The organism is Moraxella sp. CTOTU46711 (assembly GCF_031975715.1).
Lineage (GTDB): Bacteria > Pseudomonadota > Gammaproteobacteria > Pseudomonadales > Moraxellaceae > Faucicola.
Genome location: NZ_DALYMP010000001.1, coordinates 381,152 through 401,759, shown reverse-complemented (window position 1 = coordinate 401,759; position 20,608 = coordinate 381,152). Strand labels below are relative to the sequence as shown.

The window sequence follows — 20,608 nt, the reverse complement described above, 5'->3', positions numbered from 1 at the left end:
AACATTAAAAAAGCGAACCCTTAGATTCGCTCAATCTTAGCATCATTCAATAATTAAATGGCAAAAATCGGTAATTGCGTCACACTGCGACCTGTATAACGGTGTTTGATATCGACAAAATAATCAAACCAACTGGGATTAAAATCGCTGTCTCTAATATCAAACTCACTAAACCCTACTTCAGTGAGCAGCTGCAACGTATCTGGTAAGATATCACCACTAGCACGCAACACAATAGCGGGGGTATAACTGGGATGTTGCTGAATCTTTTGCGCCAAACTATAACCGCGTCCATCACGAAAACCATGAAAATCAATCACAATCACGGACAGTAGCGGCATCACTTTGATAAAGTCCTGTTGCAAAAACTGATAATCACTAGCACCCGATAAAATAATACCCAGTTTTTTATCGCCTAACCGATTGGATAATGCTACCAAATCATCCGCTTCTAACTGCGGTTTTGGCGGATTTTTCTCGCTAAATTCGACAGGGCGATAGTCCACCAAAATTTCAGTGATATCTGAGGCATACTGGGATGGGTCGATATGCTCGATTTTTTGCTCATGAATACTCACGCTCACTGACTTTACATTATCAATCACTTGGCTTTGGTTAATGAGTGCCATGGCTTATCCCTCCACCGGCTGTTCTGATTTGTCACGATATACATATTCTTTAAATGGCTCAATGCCGATACGATCAATAACTTCGGCAAACGTTTCACTACCAAAGTCGGTATCCGCCGCTTGACGGTATTTAAGATAGACTTGCAGGATATCATCCACCGTCGCCGCAACCGCATCGACAGGCACGGATTTACCCAAAATATCGCCTAATTTAGCGTTTTGACCCGATCTACCACCGAGCGAGATTTGGTACCAATGCTCGCCTTTTTTATCCACGCCCAAAATACCGATATCAGCGACGTGGTGATGCGCACAGGCATTCATACAGCCTGACATGTTTAGGCGAATTTCACCAATATCATGGACAAAGTCTGCGTCTTGGAAATACTGGTTGACTTGGTTAACGATATTTAAGGTGCTGGCATTGGCCAATGAGCAATAGTCAAAGCCTGGACATGAGATAATATCCGTCAATAAGCCAATATTTGGGCGGGCAAGGTCATATTGTTTGAGCACCTGATAGATGTCATACACATCTTCAAGTTTGACATCCGTGAGCACCAAGTTTTGATGATGGGTGCCGCGCACTTCACCAAAGCTGTATTTATCCGCCAAATCAGCCACCACGCGCATTTGGGTAGCTGTGATATCGCCGGTGTCTTGCATAAAATGTTTGAGTGAGATAATCACCACGTGATAGCCTTTGACTTTATGCTCGCGGGTATTTTGGTTAAACCAACGCACAAACTCGCTATCTTCAAACTGGGCAGCCAATTTGTCTTGGCTAGCTTGCAATTGTTGTTGGCTAAATGTTTGATACGCTGGCGGTGGAAAGTAGGTTTTGGCGTGTTCAATTTGCGCAGCTGTCAGTGTTAACGCACCATCTTTATTGTGTTTTTGCCAATCTTCTTCCACGATTCGTGAAAACTCCTCGGCACCCATACTTTCAACCAAAATCTTGATACGCGCTTTGTATTTGTTGTCACGGCGACCGTATTGGTTGTAGATACGTAAGATGGCATCTAAATAAGAGAGTAAATGGCGTTCAGGTAAAAACGGACGAATCACTTTGCCAATCACAGGCGTGCGACCTAGACCACCGCCCACAATCACTTCAAAGCCGATGTCACCTGCGTCATTTTTGACGACATGCAAGCCAATATCATGAAGCTGGGTCGCGGCACGATCTGACCGAGTACCGATAACCGCAATTTTAAATTTACGCGGTAAATAGGTAAATTCTGGGTGAAACGTTGACCATTGGCGAATGATTTCACAATACGGGCGCGGATCAGCAATTTCATCAGCCGTCACACCGGCAAACTGGTCAGTGGTGGTATTGCGTATACAGTTGCCCGAGGTTTGAATCGCATGCATTTGTACCGATGCCAATTCTGCCAAAATATCGGGCACTTCTTCTAATTTTGGCCAGTTAAATTGCATATTGGTACGGGTGGTGATATGACCATAGCCACGGTCGTATTTTTCGCTGATGTCGGCAAGTTTACGCAGTTGATACGTCGCAAGCAGACCATAAGGAATCGCCACGCGAAGCATCGGCGCATGACGCTGAATATATAGACCGTTCATCAGGCGTAATGGCAAGTACGCTTCTTCACTGAGCTCGCCAGCCAAAAAACGTCGGGTTTGGTCGCGAAACTGCTCGACCCGATCGTCTACCAATTGTTGGTCAATTGCGTTGTATTTATACATGCGGATTCCTATGTCACTAATACAAATTCTAATTACAAATTAAATTTAAAACTTTTAGCTTTTGCAGCCATTTCAACTGGGTGAAATTTTAACCTGCCTATCATAAATGCCCAAGGGGTATTTAGTAAATTCCATTTTTACATAAATATATCGAGTTACTGCATTTATTATTGCGAACCACAATATTCTATTATACGCTACCTTAATTTTTTTGAACCGTCTGTTTTTTTGACACGTTAATATAGGAAATCCGATGAGCCAAAGCGCCACTTCAACTCTCCATTCTCTAAGCCAACTGGTCCCACCACACGGTAGTGACACATTAAAAGAAAAATTACTTAAAGGCGATGCGCTAACCGCTGCCCAGCAAAAAGCCAAAAATCTCCCAAAAATCCAAATCAGCTCCCGTGAAGCCGGTGACTTGATTATGCTCGGTATTGGCGGCTTTACCCCGCTAGATGGTTTTATGAACCAAGCAGACTGGCAAAGCGTATGTGACAATATGCATCTAACCAGCGGTGACAATGCGGGCGTGTTTTGGCCCATTCCTATTACCCTATCGACCGATACTGACACCGCCGATACGCTAAACCCAGGCGATGACATTGCGCTAGAATACCAAGGCGAAATCATGGGGATTTTGACCTTAAGCGAAAAATACCGCATTGATAAAGCGCACGAATGCCAAACCGTCTTTGGCACTACAGAACTTGAGCATCCCGGCGTTGCCATGGTGATGGCGCAAGGTGATATCAACCTAGCCGGTGATGTGGTGGTATTAAGCGAAGGTGAATTCCCGAGCAAATATGGTGATATCTATCTCACCCCGGCACAAACCCGTGACATCTTTACTCAAAATGGCTGGAAAACCGTCGCTGCCTTCCAAACCCGCAACCCGATGCACCGCTCACATGAATACCTTGCCAAAATCGCCATTGAAATCTGTGATGGCGTACTCATTCATTCATTGCTTGGCGCATTAAAACCTGGGGATATTCCTGCAGATGTACGCCAAGAAGCCATTGGTACATTAATCGACCATTACTTCCGTAAAGACACCGTCATCCAAGCAGGCTACCCACTGGATATGCGCTATGCAGGTCCGCGTGAAGCGTTATTACATGCCTTATTCCGTCAAAACTATGGTTGTAGCCATTTGATTGTCGGTCGTGACCATGCAGGCGTGGGTGATTACTATGGCGCGTTTGATGCGCAGCATATTTTTGATACACTTAAACCGAATGATTTAATCACCCAACCGTTAAAAATTGACTGGACATTCTGGTGTGATGCTTGTGACTCGATGGCATCGACCAAAACCTGCCCACACGATGCCAGCCATCATGTCAAAGTCTCAGGTACCAAATTGCGTAAAGCCTTATCTGAAGGGGAAGACGTGCCTGATAACTTCAGCCGTCCAGAAGTGTTAGCGGTACTTCGTAACTACTATGAAGGCTTAGAAGATCATCAAAAACATAAAGTGGAGCTAACAGGTCACTCTGCAAAATAATTATTGCGCAGTTTAACGCTTATCAATCGATAAAAAGGGTATGTCATAATACCCTTTTTTTATTCAACCTTTAGCAAAAAAAATTAGCAATAAAAAAAGAAGCACACGGCTTCTTTTTTTATTGCTCAACTAAGCTAAATTTAACTAGGCTAAATCACATATTCGACGTGCGAATCTTGCAGAAAATTGGCAACAAAATGATTTGAGGGGTGATTGACCAGCGTGTCATAATCCCCAATTTGTACGATTTGACCTTGGTTCATCACCACAATTTCATCGGATAATTCTGCCGCTTCTTCTTGGTCATGGGTCACTAAAATACTGGTGACACCGAGCTCATGATGAACTGAGCGCAGCCAAGCGCGTAATTCTTTACGCACCTTGGCATCGAGTGCGCCAAATGGCTCATCGAGTAACAACAGCTTTGGCTCTACCGCTAACGCACGCGCCAATGCGATACGCTGACGCTGACCGCCTGAGAGTTGATGCGGGTATTTTTTTGCGGTTTGGGATAGTTGCACGAGCTCCAGCAGATAATTGACTTTTTTAGTGATTTCCGCGTTGCTTAAGCGTTTGTTTTTTGGCATGACGGTCAAGCCAAACGCCACGTTATCAAACACGGTCATATGGCGAAATAACGCATAATGCTGAAACATAAAGCCGATATGACGCTGCTGCACAGGGACATCGGTCACATCTTCACCATCAAACAAAATACGCCCTGTATCGGCAAGTTCAAGCCCTGCGATAATGCGCAGTAAGGTAGTCTTACCACAGCCTGAAGGTCCCAAGAGCGAGGTTAATTTGCCCGTCGGTACGGTTAAATTAATCGGTTGTAGTGCAGTAAAGCGACCAAACTGTTTGGTGATATCACGGATTTCAATACTCATGGTATTCTCTTAACTTTTTTTACTTTTTAAATTGCATCAATGTTATTCATCATTGCCAGACTGACGTTTAGTCAACGCCTGCTGTACGATTAAGGTAACGAGCGCCAACAACGCCAACAAACTCGACAATGCAAACGCTGCCGTCATGTTGTATTCATTGTAAGCAATCTCAACCAATAGCGGCATGGTATTGGTTTCACCGCGGATATGACCTGAGACCACACTCACCGCGCCAAACTCACCCATCGCACGGGCATTGGTCAAAATAATACCGTATAGCAATGCCCATTTGATATTAGGCAGCGTCACCCGCCAAAACATTTGCCAGCCTGAGGCACCGAGTGTTAATGCCGCTTGCTCTTCACTGCTGCCTTGCGACTGCATCAGCGGAATCACTTCACGTGCCACGAATGGAAAAGTCACAAACATGGTGGCAAGCACGATACCAGGAATGGCAAAAATCACTTGAAAACCAAAGTATTCTAGCCAGCCGCCAAGCCAAGTATTGGCGCCCAGTAGTGCCACAAACATCAAGCCTGCGACCACTGGCGACACCGAAAATGGCAAATCTAGCAGCGTGGTGAGGAATTGTTTACCTTTAAAATCAAATCGGGTCAATAGCCAGGCTAATGCAATCCCAATCACCGTATTAATCGGTACCACAATCAGCGCCGTAATCAAGGTAAGCTTGATAGCCGATAATGCCTCGTGATCGGTCAAGGCAGCCACATACAACTGCCAGCCAGATTTTAATGCTTCATAAAACACTGATATCAGCGGAATCACTAGCATCAGCGTCATAAACGCCATCGCAATGCCAATTAAGGTATAACGTAGCCATTTTGGCTCACGGGTTGCGGCTTGGGTTTGGTAAGGATATTGGCTACTGTCTATCATACACTTGCCCCGCCCATACGTTTGGTAAATAGCCACTGCAAGGCATTAATGGCGAATAAAATCACAAACGAAATCATCAACATAAACAAAGCAACCGCGGCAGCCCCTTGCACATCAAAGCTTTCAAGCTTACCAATAATGATTAACGGTAAAATCTCAGATTTCATCGGTAAATTACCCGCAATAAAAATCACCGAGCCATACTCCCCCGTCGCCCGCGCAAACATCATGCCTGAGCCCATCAACAAGGCAGGATACAACTCTGGCAATATGACCCGTCTAAAAGTTGTCAATCTACCAGCGCCCAGCACCGATGCCGCCTCTTCATATTCTGGCGACAGCTCCGCGAGCACAGGTTGCACCGCACGCACAATAAACGGCAAACTCACCACAATCAATGCTAACCAAATACCGATAGGGGTAAAAGCAATTTTAATGCCGAATGGCGCAAAAAACTGCCCGATTAAACCATTGGGCGCATACAAGGTTGCTAGCGAAATACCCATTACTGCTGTTGGCAAAGCAAACGGCAAATCCACCAGCGCATTTAAAATCGACTTCCCCCAAAACTCGTAGCGCACCAATACCCATGCAATCAGCGTACCAAACACCAAATTGGTCAACGTCGCTAGCAATGACATTTTTAGCGACAGTTCAATCGCTGCCTTGACGCGCGGCTCGGCAATGGTTTTGATAAAGCCTGCTACGCCAATATCGGCGGTCGTCATTACCATTGCCACAAATGGCAACAGCACGATAATCGATAATGCCAACACACTAATACCCAAACTCAAATTAAAAAACGGCATGATATGGCGCTTTTTATTGCGTTTTAAGGGTGAATTGGGTGTTTTAGGCTGATTGTTTGATGTTAAATCGGCTTGATGGTTAGCATTGATGCTTGCCATGCAGGGCTTCCTTTACTAATAATCGGTAGGCAACGTCAGAATTTAAAATAATAAACATACAAAAATAAAGATACGAAATAAGCAATTCTGTACCCAAAATCTTAAGCACGGCTATAGTACCATCTCACTTTGATTTTCCAAACTATATTTATGCGCTTTAAATATTCTTAGCTAGAATAAAAAACCAGAGCCGAACTCTGGTTTTGTTAGGTAAAAACAGCGAACTATTTTGCCGCAGGTGCCGATGCTATGGTGCTCGTTGGGCTGGCTAGTTGATCAAAGACACCCCCATCTTTGAAGTATTTGGTCATGATATCCGTCCAGCTGCCAAATTCGGCATTCGGACTAAAGGTGGTAAGCGCGGGTAATTTATCTTGATTTTTAGCCAACACCGCCGCGTCGCTTGGGCGCAGGTATAAATCTGCCGCCAATTGCTGGGCAGGCTCGCTCCATAAATAATCAAGATACGCTTTCGCTGCGTCGCTGGTGCCTTTTTTATCGGTCACTGATTTGACAATCGCCACGGGATTTTCTGCTGATATAGTGTAGCTTGGATAGACGATTTGCACATCGCCTTTACCAAACTGTTTAACCGCCAGATTGGCTTCATTTTCAAAGGTGACTAATACATCGCCAATTTGACGTTGTAAGAACGTGGTAGTCGCCGCACGCCCACCATTTTCATACACTGGCACGTTTTTGAGCAACTCTTTGACAAAGTTTTTGGTTTTACTTTCATCTTTATTAAAACTATGTAAGCCGTAGCCATACGCGCCTAAGAAGGCATAGCGCCCATTACCCGTGGTTTTTGGGTTGGCAAGTACGATTTGTACACCTGGTTTTGCCAAATCAGACCAGTCTTTGATTTGTTTTGGGTTTTCTTTACGCACCAAAAACACGATGGCACTGGTATAGGGTACTGCTTTGTTTGGGAATTGGCTTTGCCAATCTTGTGCCACCAAGCCTTTTTTCACCAACAGCTCTACATCTGAGCCTTGATTCATACTTACCACGTCCGCTTGCAGACCGTTGGCAACTGCGAGCGCTTGTTTGCTAGAGCCGCCATGCGATTGCTGGATATCAATGGTTTTGCCACTATTTTTGGTTTCATAGTCTTTGATAAACAGTGGATTGTAACTTTTATAAAAGTCACGCGCGACGTCATAGGAGACATTGAGCAGCTTAATACCGCCTTTATCGCTCGCACCTGCATTTGATTGCGTGGCGGCTTGACCTGAAGCGGCTTGTTGGTCCTGCTGCGTTGGCGCACGTGAACAGCCCGCTAGGCTCACGCCTAATAACGCTAGACTTGATAGCACAGCTACGGTTTTGTGTTGAACCTTAGTTTTTTTTTGAAAATTAACAGTCATCATGGTCACCCCTCATCTCAATGTATAAAAATCAATATATAATGTTAAATGTTAAATGTTAAATGTTAAATGTTAAATGTTAAATTCATTCATACTATTTTACAAAAAAAGCGTCGTCAAGCAAAAACAATATTATTCTGTATCCATATTCCACTTCTGAATATTACATCATAAAATATAATGTAATATTTAAAATTAACAGCTTAACAGGCTGTATCAAACCTGAATCACACCTAAATCACAAATGTCACGTTGTCAGCGTTATCATTTTCGCCTACAATTTTATTTTTAATTAGCAAGAATTCTCCATGGCAAAAGCTTCCAAAACCGTTATCAAATCAATTGAAGATCAGCTCGCACGACTGGATTTGCAAACCACTACATTAAATCAGGCTGATGACGTATTTTTGGCGCTGCTTGACGATGGTGAGCATGATCATAAAGCAACTGCAAAGCGTGACAGTGTTGATAACTTAAGCGATTATGACTTTAGCGAACAATTAGCCATTCAAGATCGCGATAGCCAACTGCAACAGGGGTTAAGCGATACTGTATTGTCACTGAGTGATTATCTATCCGCTGTGCAGTTGGTGATTAGTGAAACGTTTGCCCATACCGTTTGGGTGAAAGCTGAAATTCGTAGTCTATCAGCCAAAGGCGGTCACTACTATTTTGAATTGGCGGATAAAGATATGGATGGCAAAGTCACTGCCAGCTGCCGCGGCACGCTATGGCGTGGTCAAGCAGCCAAAGTACTGTCAAAGTTTGAAAAAAACACTGGCATGAGCCTTGAGCGAGGCTTGAATGTATTGCTCAAAGTCTCAGCCACGTTCCATGCCCAATATGGCTTTTCGCTAAACATCGTCGATATCGACCCCACTTACACACTGGGCGATTTGGCAAAGCAATACCAAATGATTTTAACCAGACTGCATGAAGAAGGGCTGCTCGATCTCAATCAATCGCTCCCGATGCCGTTTGATATTGAGCATGTTCTCGTCATCGCCCCTGAAAAAGCCGCAGGGTTAGGCGATTTTCGCGCGGATGCCGATAGGCTCGCTAGCACAGGGGCATGTATTTTTCATTATGAGCACGCTACTTTTCAAGGCAATCACGCCCCTGAAGACATCCGCCAAGCCATCATTAAAGGCATGAAAAATCTGAGCAAGCAGCATATTACCGCAGATTTGATAGTGATTATCCGGGGGGGTGGCGCGGTGGGCGATCTGGCCTATCTCAATGATTACGAACTTGCCGCGCTGGTGGCTGAGCAGCCGATACCGGTATGGGTGGGCATTGGTCATGAGCGCGACCGCGTCATGCTAGATGAAGTCGCACATCAAAGTTTTGATACCCCATCGAAGGTTATCGCAGGAATTCGCAATCATTTGCTCACTATTACCCAGGGTGCCAAACAACATTTTTTGACCATCGAGCAAATTGCTAAATCCAGCATCTTGCAGGCACGTCGTGATAGCGAACAACAACTTACCAAGATACAATCGGCAGCGCAGCGACAATTATCTGCCGCTAAACTTGCCATGGACAACCAATTTGTACAGATTCGCCAACTTGCCTATCAGCAAATCACCACGGCTCGTCAATCGACCGATCGACTGCGTGAGATGACATTGTTACAGCATCCGTCAACCGTATTAACCCGTGGCTATGCGATTATCAGAAACTCGCATCCTGCATCAAATACGGTGATGACTTCGATTGCCCAAGCTGAACCCAATTCAACCATAACCATTGAACTACAAGATGGCTATCTACAAGCCACTATCAATGCCAAACAATCAAAAAACTGACTTATCAATTAACAGGAATAACCATGACCGAGCCAACTGACTTTAAAAGCGCCTATGAGGTGTTAAAAACAAATGCACAGCTCTTGCAAAATAGCCAAGAGCCTAATATCGACGCACTGATGACTATTGTAGCGGAGTCCATTGACGCCTATAAAGTATGCCAAGCGCGGATTGATGCCGTCGAAGCCTCGCTTAATCAAGCATTTGAAACAGACTAAGTTTCAATCAAGTATAAAAGCAGAATAAAAAAGCCACTATCAAAGGATAATGGCTTTTTTATGTTGGGCATAGCTTAAATTTCTACTTTGGCGCCCATTTCTACCACATTGTTGCTAGGAAGTTTTAGAAACTCAGCCGCTGTGCCGGCATTACGGTGCATATGGGCAAACAATTTTTCACGCCATAATGCCATACCTTTGATGCTCTCAGATGCCACCACTGCCTCATGGGATAAGAAATAACTTACCTTGGCAGGATCGAAATCAAAGTTAAATTGCTGAATGTGTTTGAGTGAGTCTGGCACATCAGGGTCATTTTTAAAGCCAAAATTGAGCACCACCTTCCAGCAATTGTGTCCCAAATAGGTCACTTCACTACGTTTACTGAGACCCACCCAAGGGGTTTCTAAGGTATTAACGGTGACAAAGATATTGTACTCATGCAAGCATTTATTGTGCTTTAAGTTTTGTTTTAACGCCACGGGTACGATATCGACTTCAGAGACCATAAATACAGCAATGCCTTTGATTTTTTTGATATTTTCAAACAGCACTTGGCAGCGCTGGTTGATTAAGATTTTCTCTTGCAGTACCGCTTGCTGATTTTGCAACTCTTGGATATTCTCAAGTGGCGCGTTTTCAATATCTTGGGTCAGCTTTTCTAATTTGCCTTGCGTCGACTCCAAAGCTATTTGTAAGCGTTTATTGGTAAAACTACCAAATAAGTCATCCAAGAAATTTTTTAAGTTAATTTGTCTTGTGGTATGGGCAATTCTCACCAAGTTACGGCCATCTCGCCAAGTCATCATTAATACAAACATGACGCCCCCTAATAACAATGGGAACCAGCCGCCTTTGAGTAGTTTGAGCAGATTTGACGCCCAAAACAAGAAATCCACCACAAAGAACAATGAGGTCGCGGCAATACACAGTAGCAATGGATATTTCCACGCATAGCGAATCACAAAGAAGGTCAATATTGTGGTAATCAGCATATCCGTACAAACCGCAATACCATAAGCGGCCGCTAACGCACCCGATGATTTGAACATCACCACAGCAAACGCAATGGCGATAAATAAGCCCCAGTTAATCGCTGGAATATAAACCTGACCCACTTCTTTAACATTGGTATACACAATACGCATACGCGGTAAAAAGCCCAGTTGCACCGCTTGTTTGGTGATACTAAACGCCCCAGAAATCAGCGCTTGTGACGCAATCACTGTCGCTAATGTTGCCATTACCACCATCGGAATACGCATGGCATCTGGAATCATCAAAAAGAAGGGATTGGATTTGCCATCAGGGTTGGCCAGTAAAAATGCGCCTTGACCAAAATAATTGAGCAACAAGGCGGGCATGACAATGGAAAACCAAGCGATACGAATCGGTTTTTTGCCAAAATGCCCCATATCGGCATACAAGGCTTCACCGCCTGTCACACACAACACAACTGCCCCCAAGATGATAAAGGCGAGTGTCGGATTGGTCATCACAAACTGATAAGCATAGAGGGGATTGATGGCTTGCAAGATTTCGACATTGTGCTGGATATGATAAACCCCAATGCCAGCAATCAACAAAAACCACAGCACCATCACAGGTCCAAACAGCTTGCCGATACCTTTGGTACCAAATTTTTGCACAAAAAACAGTATGAACAAAATGGTCAGCGTTGCAGGAATTACCACACTATGCAGGCGTGGCGATACCACCGTCAAACCTTCTACTGCTGATAGCACCGAGATGGATGGGGTAATCACCCCATCGCCATAAAACAAGCAGGTACCAAATATCCCCATGGTCATAATGACTGCGTGCAATTTTGGGCGATGTTTCACCGCGCTTGATGCCAAGGCGAGCATCGCAATCAGACCGCCTTCCCCTTTATTGTCGGCACGTAGCACCAACGAGATGTACTTGAGACTGACGATGATGGTGATAGTCCACACAAATAATGACAGCACCCCATAGATATTGGCAACGTTAAAGGCGACATGACCAGAATTAAAAACTTCTTTTACTGAATACAGTACACTGGTACCGATATCGCCATAAACGACCCCGATTGCCCCTAAAGTAAGTGCAGGAACCGAGGTTTTAGCATGTGCTTTACTCATAAATTAACGACGCAATTTGATAAGATGGATTATTATAAGTCGAATTATAAAATTGCGGTTAAATTTTATTTTGTAACCAAAGTTATCTATGTACTTGACGATAGTAACATTTTATCAGCGAAAATTTGAACACAGCAGCTTAAACCCTTATTTTTAATGGTGAAATGGCGGTTTGGCAAGCCAAATCATACCAATTAATAATAAGAACACCAAGCCAAACACATAAAAGACCTCATTCGAGCCAATAATCAGCGCCTGTTGGTTAATATTTTGGTTGATGAGTGCCAGCGTTTGCTCATAACTCATGCCAGACGCTTGCAGGCTTTTTGACCACGCATCAAAATTGGAATTTTGGGTGATACTTTCGGTCAAATAAGTATGCGCATGATTGCTGCGTCTTTCCCACACAGTCATCACCATTGAAGCGCCAATCCCGCCCGCCAAGGTTCTCACAAAGGTGAAAATCCCTGTCGCTGCCGCCATTTTATCATGCGAAATGTTGGAGAGCGCAATGGTGGTTAGTGGCATAAAAAACATGGCAGTACCCAGTCCTTGGATAAACTGCGGCCAAAACACATCCCAAAACGTCATCTGCGGATTAAAATCACTTCGCCATACAAAGGTGGCACAATAGATTAAAAAACTTAACGTCACCAAGATGCGCATATCGATGTTTCGCGCGTATTTACCGATTAAGGGCGTCAACAACACCGGGAAAATACCAATCGGTGCCGCTGCCAACCCTGCCCAAACCGCGGTATAGCCCATGGTTTGCTGCAGCATGACGGGCAATAGCACAATGGCGCCCATATATAGCAAAAATGCCAAGCTAATCACCAATGTGCCAATAGTAAAATTGCGGTCTTGAAAAATCGACAAATCAATAATCGGATGTTCCTCACCGCGCTCCCAGAGTATCAAATAACTCAAACATAAAACGCTAATGACGGCTAAAGCAATGATTTCAGGGGAAGCAAACCAATCGAGCTCACGCCCACGATCCAAGAAAAACTGCAGCGCACCCACCCCGACAATCATCAAAACAAGGCCTACTTTATCAATATCGGTCTTGATGACAGGCGTTTCGCGGTTTTTAAGTTGTTGCCATGCCAAGATAATGGCGACAATACCAATCGGAATATTGATAAAAAATATCCAGCCCCAGTGATAATTATCGCAGATATAGCCGCCCAAAATCGGACCTAATATCGGCGCGGTGACGACCACCATAGCAAATAACCCAAGCGCCATCGCCCGTTTTTCAAGCGGAAAAGACTGTAATAATAAACTTTGTGCCAGTGGAATCATGGGACCTGCCACTGCGCCTTGCGCCACCCTAGCAATGATCAGCATCGTCAAACTATGCGACACCCCACATAGCCATGAACAAAACACAAATAAACTTGCTGACACCAAAAACACTTTGACCGAGCCATACTGACGAGCCAACCACCCTGTGAGTGGAATAGATATCGCGTTGGAAACAGCAAACATGGTAATCACCCATGTACCTTGCGAGGTCGCCGCACCCAAATCCCCTGCAATGGTTGGTAATGCCACATTGGCAATGGTCGAATCAAGCACCATCATAAACACCGCCATCGATAGCGCAAATGTTACAATCGCAAGCGGCATCCCCGATAAAGGCGCGGGTTGATTTAGCTGACTACGGGCTGGACTACCAGCCACTGGCTGCTCGGCATCCATAGTGGGTGAAATTGCTTCCGCCATTTTTCACCTCATGATTGGTTTTGCTGGATGATTTGTTGGATAATTTTGGTCGCGCCTGACATATCGACTTGCGGCTGCAACTGCGCAACCGGTTTGTTGCTAGCGGTCGCGGTAGCCACCTGCGGTTTGCCTTGTTGGTCTCGGCTATCAAGCTCGGCATGCATACTTAGCCCCACGCGTAGCGGATGCTGTTGCAACTCTTTGCTATCGAGTGCAATTCGTACAGGCAGACGCTGGGTGACTTTAATCCAGTTACCGGTGGCGTTTTGGGCAGGCAAAACCGAGAACGCACTGCCCGTCCCTGCTGATAAGCCAATCACCTTGCCATGATAAATAACCCCTTTACCATAGATATCTGATGTTAAATTCACCGCTTGACCTAGGTGAATATCTTTAATTTGGCTTTCTTTAAAATTGGCATCGACCCACAAATCATGTAACGGTACAATCACCATCAAAGGGGTGCCTGCGCTTATTTTTTGACCTAATTGCACACCGCGTTTGGCAATTTGCCCATCGATGGGTGCTGCGATCTGGGTACGGTTGAGATTGAGCCAAGCGGTTTGGATATTCGCCATCGCGGTTTGCACCGCAGGTTGTGACAGTACATCATTTTTACCCAAATTGGCGATTGTCACATTGCGCTGCGCTTGGGCAGTCACGACCGCAGAGCGAGCGGTGGCTTGCTTGGCGACTGCCGCATCAAGCTGGGCTTGGGCTTTTTTGACAGTGTCGGCAGCATGCTGGACTTCTTCTTGCGATACCGCTTGACTTGCCATCAAAGCGGCGCGGCGTTGATAGTCAGATTGTGCCGCAAGCAGCGCAATTTTCGCCGATTCAATTTGTGATTGCACTTCATTCATCGCAGTTTGCGCTTGCGAGATATTGACATCAGCTTGTTGAATGGTTGCGGTTTGGGTTTTGTACTGTCTGATTGCGGTGCGCAATTGTGCCTTGGCGGTTTCAAGCGCTAAGCCATTATCCGCCTGGTCTAACGCCACCAAAGTTTGCCCGGCTTTGACCATATCCGTGTCATTGACCCCAATTGCTGTCACCGTCCCCGATATTTGCGCGTTGATTTGTACTTGGTTGCCGCTCACATAGGCGTCTTCGGTACTGACTTGATAGCGCCATTGGGTGAAGTATAGCCATAACGTCACCGCAGCAATGGCTAAAACAATCAAGGTAAATACCAATAGGTTTTTTTTACGTTTGGATTTGGCAGGGCGTTGGGTTGTGTTATGCGTAGGTTCTGGTATCGGTGCGGGTTCGGGGCTATCATCAACCCCAGTCGGCATGGTTTCAGCCATTTTTTCGTCCTTATCGCTAAACTTGAGTGGCAAAATCTAAAAAATCCGATGGTTGAAGACGGATTTATGCTAGAAAATAGCTCGATTATGTAATTTGATATGCTTAATGGGTGGCAATATAAAACTATCCTAAACAGTCATCAAGCATCAAATAAAACATAAATGTTGCATAAGAATACAGTTAGGTAGATAATGTTGTTTATTGTAAAAATTTTGCGCAATTCGTGCGATTGCTAAAATTTAAAGGGTAAGACATAAAGCGTAGTATAAAGAGCATAAGGATACCAAAAAGCGATGAACGAAAATGATTTACGGGTCATTAAGACTGAACAACATATCGAGCAAGCTTTTCTGGCATTACTGCAGCAGAAACCTTACCGCGCCATTACGGTCCAAGATATTTTAGATACTGCAGCGATTAATCGCTCAACCTTTTATCGTCATTACGCCAGTAAAGAGGCATTGACAGAGAAAATGGTGAGTAATTTTCGCCAAGTGTATGAGAAGTTTTTAAATGAACGCTTTAGTGTCGCCAGTCAAGAGAATTTATTAAGGTGTTTGGAACAATTTTGGGCGTTTATTCACACGCAAAAACAACGCATACTGGCTTTTTGGCAAATCAAAACCCCCAATATTCATTTATATGATGACATGTATGCGTTAATCAAACAAAATTATATTGACCATGCCAAGCGCCATGGATGCCCAGGCGATTTGGCGTTTCAAGGGCATACGTATGCAGGGATTATATTAAACAATTTAAGTTACTGCCTGCAGCAAGACCAGCAAATGTCACTCGATGATATTCGTAGCAATATACAACTGATGATGCAGACAGTGTCTATACAGTAATCTCTCATAGCAATAATCTCTGATTACTGTGCCAGAATCTGCCATAACATCAATGTCATCATTAGAGTCTAGTGACAGAGCGCTAAAACTAGATTTAAGATTTTTTACCGACTAAATCAATCACCCAAAGCTCCGCTTGCGAGCCCAGCCGAAACGGCACACCCCAAAAACCATACCCCGAGCTTACAATCACATCGGTATTGTTGATACGCTCATAGCCGTAACCCAAACGATTTAAGAATTTGACAATAAAATTGGCAGGAAATATTTGCCCATTATGGGTATGTCCAGACACTTGCAAATCAATCGGTAATTGTACGTTTTGTTCAATCTCATTGGGCTCATGGTCAAGTAAAATAATCGGCTTATCTGTACTTGACGGCATTAATTCCTTGGTGGCTTTACGATAACTGGCATGATTATCCAGTCGTCCTACCAACCAAAGCTGGTTATCAACCAACACTTTGTCATCTGCCAATAAGGTGATATTGGATTTTTGGATCGCATCGCGAATCTCGCCTTCATGCCCATACATGTCATGATTGCCTAGCGTGGCATACGCGCCCATTGGCACTGCACTGGCTAGTTGCTGCAGCGCAGGCTGCATATTTTGCGAGGTATAATAGTCAACATTATCATCCATGATATCGCCAGGCATCAGCAGCAGTTGCACGTTCTGTGCTTTTACCATCTCAGTTAATTGATTAATTTGCCGCTCACCGACCATGAGACCCAAATGCAAGTCTGAAACCATCCCAATCCGAATCGGTTTGGCAAGTGGTTGATTAGCAGTCAAGCTGATATGACGAATGGTGGGTGTATAAGCATTATAAATACCCATCAACACCATGCCAAAAAAAACAAGCGGCAACAAAATGCGCTCCCCGTAAGTTTGATAACTCACGGAATTAAAAAATTGCGGGGCAACTTTCATCAACACCAGATTAATAATACCCACCGCCACCATCGACATGATGACAAACCATAAAATAGTCAGCCAAGTCATAGACAGCTTGAGCCCAAAGCTTGTCAATCGTGCGATGCCAAATACCAATAACGCATTACTCATCACAAATAGACTAATCATCAAATAGCGAGAAGACCGATCGGATAACCAAGACCCTGCCCACCACTGCAGCCCCCGCCCCGCCCCATAAGTAAACAATTCAAACAACAATACAATGACGGTCAGAAATATCCAACGCATACTAGCCCCAAATTTTTTATCATAAGTAAAGGTTATATAAAGAATGTTTGTGAATTTACAATGTCGCTTTATCTATTAAAGCCAATCAGTGAATTTGAAAAAATCAATTAATATAATTTGCCCATTAAAAAACCCAACTTACGAGAATAAGTTGGGTTTTTTCGATATCGGCTCATCCGATAGCGGTATTGTGGCAGGTTTATTGATTTTTAACAAGCAATAAATTTGCTATAATAACCCTTTTGGCACTTTTAAAAAATTATGACTTATTCAACTGCTGTTAATTTATCTGATATTGCGAGCCCTGCCCAAACCCGCGTCATTGTGGGGATGTCAGGGGGCGTTGATTCTTCTGTCACCGCCGTTTTGCTCAAAGAAGCGGGCTTTGATGTTGAAGGCTTGTTTATGAAAAACTGGGAAGAAGATGACGGCACCGAATATTGTACCGCCATGACTGACCTTGCTGATGCGCAAGCGGTCGCTGATAAAATCGGCATTAAACTGCATACTGCCAACTTTGCCATGGAATATTGGGATCGCGTATTTGAGCATTTTTTGGCGGAATATAGCGCTGGTCGCACCCCAAATCCTGATATTTTATGCAACAAAGAAGTCAAGTTTAAAGCCTTTTTGGATTATGCGTTAACCTTGGGCGCGGACTATATTGCCACCGGTCACTATGCGCGCCGCGGTTTTAGCGATGAAACTGGCAAAGCGCCACTACTGCGCGGACTTGATAACAATAAAGACCAAAGCTACTTTCTGCACGCGGTGGCAGGCGATAAAATCGCCAAAACCTTGTTCCCTGTGGGTGCGTTAGAAAAACCTGAAGTACGCCGTATTGCCGAGCAATATGATTTAGCGACAGCGAAGAAAAAAGACTCTACCGGCATTTGTTTTATCGGCGAGCGACGCTTTAAAGACTTTTTACAGCAGTATTTGCCCGCTCAAAAAGGCGATATCTATACCGATGATGGCAAAAAAATCGGCACCCACGATGGCTTAATGTATTACACGCTTGGTCAACGTGGCGGTATTGGTATTGGTGGGGTCAAAGATAGAGATGAGGCGCCTTGGTTTGTGTTGCACAAAGACTTGGATAATAATCGCCTGATTGTCGGTCAAGGGCATGACCATCCGATGCTACAATCCACCGAATTGACTGCCTATAAACTTGACTGGGTGGTTGATGCACCCACCCAACTGTTTACTGCCCAAGGTTATCGCTGTACCGCCAAAACGCGCTATCGTCAGCCCGATCAAGCCTGTACAGTTTTTGCCCTTGATGAAACGGGTGACACCATAAAAGTGGTGTTTGACGAGCCACAGCGTGCGGTGACACCCGGTCAGTCTTGTGTATTTTATCAAGATGACATCTGTTTAGGCGGCGGCGTGATTGAAACCATTGATGCCCCTACTAGCCTGGCTGAAGTTTAAAGTTTAATACACATCAAAATACAAACAGCGCAAATTGATACCATTTGCGCTTTTTTTATAGCCTGTTGATTAAGAAAAGTTTGCGGCTACACGTTTGTTCCACCCCGCTTTTTTTCGTAGGTAGCCAATTCCCCAGCAGCTTAAATAAATCACAAATGAAATGGTAGTGATATAAGGTGAAATCGGCAGCCCAGGTCCTAACGATAATAATATCCCGCCGACCCCGGCGGTGATGGCAAACAGCATGGACAACAAATAGACATAGATAGGTCTAGCCGTCACTTGACTCGCCGCGGCCGCAGGCGTGATGAGTAACGATAATAACAGCAAGGCACCGACAAACTGCACACTCACCGCCACCACAAGACTCAGTGCAAACATAAACAGCAAGGATAAAAATGTTAAATTCAGATGCTGTGCTTGGGCAACTTGCGGGTCAACTGCGGCAAATAACATGCGCTGACCAAATATGGCAATGATTGATAGCACAATCACCGCAACCACTAGCATCGACTGCAATTCAGTGGGCGTGATTGCAACAATCTGCCCGGTTAATAAGCCAAATTTATTGGAGGAGCGACCCTGATACAAGGATAAAAACAACACTCCTAACCCAAGCCCGAATGGCAACAAAATACCCACCACTGAGTTGCGGTTTTTGCCATCAATGCCCATGACCCCCAGCACCATGCCAGCCGTCACCGCCCCAATGACGGCGCCCAGCGTCACTGAAGACCCTAACCATAAAGCACACGCCGCCCCTGCAAACGACAGCTCTGCTGTCCCATGCACGGCAAATGCCATGTCCCGTGCCTGTACCATCGGTCCAATGAATCCCGCCATCACACCCAATAACACCGCGGCCACGATGGACGTTGATACCAAGGGCAACAGCTCAGCAAAGTTATCAAAATTGATGATGGTATGTAGCCAAGTCGTGAGCAGCATGTAAATTCCAAAAGTTAAAAAACCATCGAATGTGATGGCTTGTTTTTGATTGAAGCAAATAAATTAGCGAAATCGATTGATTAAGTCGATACCACCGAGCTTGGCAGTCGCATTTTCAAGGCGCAGCACTTTATCTACCAAAGGTATAATCGGCTCAAGTTCATGACTAATCATCAAAATCGCGGTATGATGTGCTTGTTTGCGATGGGCTAAAATATCACTGACCACATACTGGCTTGCCACATCAAGGCTCAGCAGCGGCTCATCCATCAACAAAACATCAGGCTCAGCGACCAAGGCTTGGGCGATACGCATGCGCTGCTGCTCACCACCCGACAGCATGGTAAGCGGCGCATCACAAAATGACTCACCGCCGACTTCCGCAATGGCTTTATCCACCAAATATTTTTTTTGTTTTGCCGTCTGCCAAAAACTGCCCAAGGTTTTTTTCGGGCTAAGCAGACCAAACAGATAATTTTCCCCATCCAGCCCTAGCTGCACCAAGTCCCTACCCCGAATCGGTAGTTTTGGCGCAAAGTCTTTGAGCTGAGGCACATAGCCCACTCGAATATCTTTGCCAAGCGTGATTAAACCACTTGATAGTGGCACAAGTTTGAGTAAACTTCGCAGCAGTGTCGTCTTGCCTGTACCGTTGGCGCCGAGCAGTGCCACAAATTCACCCGATAAAATCGAAAAATTGACATCCTGCCAGAGCAGACGTTGTCCAAAATGCATACTGCCATCTTTGACTTGCAAAACGACTTGCTGTGATTGGGGCAGTTTGACAAACGATTGGCAATGAATAGCCTGCGCAAACTGCCGCTCGCTATTGGCTATTTTGGTGGTTGACATGGGCATGGTGGCTACTTCTTCATCCTAACGGCAAGATGCTAACGACAAGATCCCAAAGGCAAGGATGGTTGATTGGCAATATCACATTGCAAAAAATCTGGGCTAAAAATTAAGCATTATAAGCGATAACCAGCCAATACTATACCCATTAACGCAAATTTTTCCCCAACCGCATTTATAGGTAGCCTAAAAGTTTTAGGCT

General features: G+C 44.7%; 16 protein-coding genes and 1 pseudogene. 5 read left to right on the top strand and 12 right to left on the bottom strand.

The annotated features are described in order from the left end of the window. Positions 1–53: 53 nt before the first annotated feature. Entirely contained in the window at positions 54–629 is a 576-nt protein-coding gene (locus RTJ53_RS01775) for a DUF934 domain-containing protein (RefSeq protein ID WP_312275578.1), read from the bottom strand. Between the two features lie 3 nt (positions 630–632). Beyond that, positions 633–2,342, bottom strand: a complete 1,710-nt coding sequence (locus tag RTJ53_RS01770) for a nitrite/sulfite reductase (RefSeq protein WP_312275577.1) — start codon at positions 2,340–2,342, stop codon at positions 633–635. A 253-nt stretch (positions 2,343–2,595) separates the two neighbouring features. On the opposite strand from RTJ53_RS01770, the gene sat reads away from it, so the two are divergent. Continuing rightward, positions 2,596–3,852: a sulfate adenylyltransferase gene (sat, locus tag RTJ53_RS01765; protein WP_312275576.1), complete on the top strand. Its 1,257-nt coding sequence runs from the start codon at positions 2,596–2,598 to the stop codon at positions 3,850–3,852. Positions 3,853–4,031: 179 nt separating this feature from the next. Here sat and RTJ53_RS01760 read toward each other — a convergent pair. The 4 genes and pseudogenes from RTJ53_RS01760 to RTJ53_RS01745 form a co-directional block, all read right to left on the bottom strand. Continuing rightward, positions 4,032–4,742, bottom strand: a pseudogene (locus RTJ53_RS01760) (sulfate/molybdate ABC transporter ATP-binding protein); the annotation flags it as partial. A 42-nt stretch (positions 4,743–4,784) separates the two neighbouring features. Next, complete coding sequence (cysW, locus tag RTJ53_RS01755; protein WP_312275575.1) at positions 4,785–5,639, bottom strand: sulfate ABC transporter permease subunit CysW; 855 nt, start codon at positions 5,637–5,639, stop codon at positions 4,785–4,787. After that, complete coding sequence (gene cysT, locus RTJ53_RS01750) at positions 5,636–6,547, bottom strand: sulfate ABC transporter permease subunit CysT (protein WP_198001245.1); 912 nt, start codon at positions 6,545–6,547, stop codon at positions 5,636–5,638. Before cysT ends, cysW begins: the two co-directional genes overlap by 4 nt. A 224-nt stretch (positions 6,548–6,771) precedes the next feature. Next, positions 6,772–7,920, bottom strand: coding sequence for a sulfate ABC transporter substrate-binding protein (locus RTJ53_RS01745; protein WP_409418127.1), 1,149 nt, complete (start codon positions 7,918–7,920; stop codon positions 6,772–6,774). Positions 7,921–8,225: 305 nt separating this feature from the next. On the opposite strand from RTJ53_RS01745, the gene xseA reads away from it, so the two are divergent. Together xseA and xseB are read left to right on the top strand one after the other, a co-directional pair. Next, positions 8,226–9,728, top strand: a complete 1,503-nt coding sequence (gene xseA / locus RTJ53_RS01740; protein ID WP_312275574.1) for an exodeoxyribonuclease VII large subunit — start codon at positions 8,226–8,228, stop codon at positions 9,726–9,728. A 23-nt stretch (positions 9,729–9,751) separates the two neighbouring features. After that, on the top strand, positions 9,752–9,946 hold the full coding sequence (gene xseB / locus RTJ53_RS01735) for an exodeoxyribonuclease VII small subunit (RefSeq protein ID WP_312275573.1): 195 nt from the start codon (positions 9,752–9,754) through the stop codon (positions 9,944–9,946). A gap of 74 nt (positions 9,947–10,020) precedes the next feature. Here the strand turns inward: xseB and RTJ53_RS01730 are convergent, their stop codons facing one another. The 3 genes from RTJ53_RS01730 to RTJ53_RS01720 all read right to left on the bottom strand — a co-directional run bounded on the left by RTJ53_RS01730 (position 10,021) and on the right by RTJ53_RS01720 (position 15,110). Beyond that, the gene (locus tag RTJ53_RS01730) at positions 10,021–12,069 is read right to left on the bottom strand and encodes a potassium transporter Kup (protein ID WP_312275572.1); all 2,049 of its coding nucleotides are present in this window, start codon (positions 12,067–12,069) and stop codon (positions 10,021–10,023) included. A gap of 153 nt (positions 12,070–12,222) precedes the next feature. Then, positions 12,223–13,800, bottom strand: a complete 1,578-nt coding sequence (locus RTJ53_RS01725) for a DHA2 family efflux MFS transporter permease subunit (RefSeq protein ID WP_312275571.1) — start codon at positions 13,798–13,800, stop codon at positions 12,223–12,225. An 8-nt stretch (positions 13,801–13,808) separates the two neighbouring features. Beyond that, positions 13,809–15,110 (bottom strand): HlyD family efflux transporter periplasmic adaptor subunit, encoded by a 1,302-nt coding sequence (locus RTJ53_RS01720; protein WP_312275570.1) that lies wholly within the window; start codon positions 15,108–15,110, stop codon positions 13,809–13,811. Between the two features lie 294 nt (positions 15,111–15,404). Between RTJ53_RS01720 and RTJ53_RS01715 the strand changes: the two genes are divergently transcribed. After that, positions 15,405–15,962, top strand: coding sequence for a TetR/AcrR family transcriptional regulator (locus RTJ53_RS01715; RefSeq protein ID WP_312275569.1), 558 nt, complete (start codon positions 15,405–15,407; stop codon positions 15,960–15,962). A 94-nt stretch (positions 15,963–16,056) separates the two neighbouring features. Here the strand turns inward: RTJ53_RS01715 and RTJ53_RS01710 are convergent, their stop codons facing one another. Beyond that, positions 16,057–17,169 carry a metallophosphoesterase gene (locus RTJ53_RS01710; protein WP_312275568.1) on the bottom strand — a complete coding sequence of 371 codons (1,113 nt, stop codon included), beginning with the start codon at positions 17,167–17,169 and terminating at the stop codon, positions 16,057–16,059. 261 nt (positions 17,170–17,430) lie between these two features. Here RTJ53_RS01710 and mnmA point away from each other — a divergent pair, with 261 nt between their 5' ends. Next, on the top strand, positions 17,431–18,606 hold the full coding sequence (gene mnmA / locus RTJ53_RS01705; protein ID WP_312275567.1) for a tRNA 2-thiouridine(34) synthase MnmA: 1,176 nt from the start codon (positions 17,431–17,433) through the stop codon (positions 18,604–18,606). Between the two features lie 69 nt (positions 18,607–18,675). Here the strand turns inward: mnmA and RTJ53_RS01700 are convergent, their stop codons facing one another. Both RTJ53_RS01700 and RTJ53_RS01695 read right to left on the bottom strand, forming a co-directional pair. Beyond that, positions 18,676–19,554, bottom strand: coding sequence for a metal ABC transporter permease (locus RTJ53_RS01700; RefSeq protein ID WP_312275566.1), 879 nt, complete (start codon positions 19,552–19,554; stop codon positions 18,676–18,678). Positions 19,555–19,617: 63 nt separating this feature from the next. Continuing rightward, complete coding sequence (locus tag RTJ53_RS01695; RefSeq protein ID WP_312275565.1) at positions 19,618–20,406, bottom strand: metal ABC transporter ATP-binding protein; 789 nt, start codon at positions 20,404–20,406, stop codon at positions 19,618–19,620. Positions 20,407–20,608: the final 202 nt, after the last annotated feature.

Excerpts from the sequence above, each read along its gene's own strand:
- RTJ53_RS01775 (WP_312275578.1), bottom strand. The coding sequence starts at position 629 with ATGGCACTCATTAACCAAAGCCAAGTGATTGATAATGTAAAGTCAGTG.
- RTJ53_RS01770 (WP_312275577.1), bottom strand. The coding sequence starts at position 2,342 with ATGTATAAATACAACGCAATTGACCAACAATTGGTAGACGATCGGGTC.
- sat (WP_312275576.1), top strand. The coding sequence starts at position 2,596 with ATGAGCCAAAGCGCCACTTCAACTCTCCATTCTCTAAGCCAACTGGTC.
- cysW (WP_312275575.1), bottom strand. The coding sequence starts at position 5,639 with ATGATAGACAGTAGCCAATATCCTTACCAAACCCAAGCCGCAACCCGT.
- cysT (WP_198001245.1), bottom strand. The coding sequence starts at position 6,547 with ATGGCAAGCATCAATGCTAACCATCAAGCCGATTTAACATCAAACAAT.
- RTJ53_RS01745 (WP_409418127.1), bottom strand. The coding sequence starts at position 7,920 with ATGATGACTGTTAATTTTCAAAAAAAAACTAAGGTTCAACACAAAACC.
- xseA (WP_312275574.1), top strand. The coding sequence starts at position 8,226 with ATGGCAAAAGCTTCCAAAACCGTTATCAAATCAATTGAAGATCAGCTC.
- xseB (WP_312275573.1), top strand. The coding sequence starts at position 9,752 with ATGACCGAGCCAACTGACTTTAAAAGCGCCTATGAGGTGTTAAAAACA.
- RTJ53_RS01730 (WP_312275572.1), bottom strand. The coding sequence starts at position 12,069 with ATGAGTAAAGCACATGCTAAAACCTCGGTTCCTGCACTTACTTTAGGG.
- RTJ53_RS01725 (WP_312275571.1), bottom strand. The coding sequence starts at position 13,800 with ATGGCGGAAGCAATTTCACCCACTATGGATGCCGAGCAGCCAGTGGCT.
- RTJ53_RS01720 (WP_312275570.1), bottom strand. The coding sequence starts at position 15,110 with ATGGCTGAAACCATGCCGACTGGGGTTGATGATAGCCCCGAACCCGCA.
- RTJ53_RS01715 (WP_312275569.1), top strand. The coding sequence starts at position 15,405 with ATGAACGAAAATGATTTACGGGTCATTAAGACTGAACAACATATCGAG.
- RTJ53_RS01710 (WP_312275568.1), bottom strand. The coding sequence starts at position 17,169 with ATGCGTTGGATATTTCTGACCGTCATTGTATTGTTGTTTGAATTGTTT.
- mnmA (WP_312275567.1), top strand. The coding sequence starts at position 17,431 with ATGACTTATTCAACTGCTGTTAATTTATCTGATATTGCGAGCCCTGCC.
- RTJ53_RS01700 (WP_312275566.1), bottom strand. The coding sequence starts at position 19,554 with ATGCTGCTCACGACTTGGCTACATACCATCATCAATTTTGATAACTTT.
- RTJ53_RS01695 (WP_312275565.1), bottom strand. The coding sequence starts at position 20,406 with ATGTCAACCACCAAAATAGCCAATAGCGAGCGGCAGTTTGCGCAGGCT.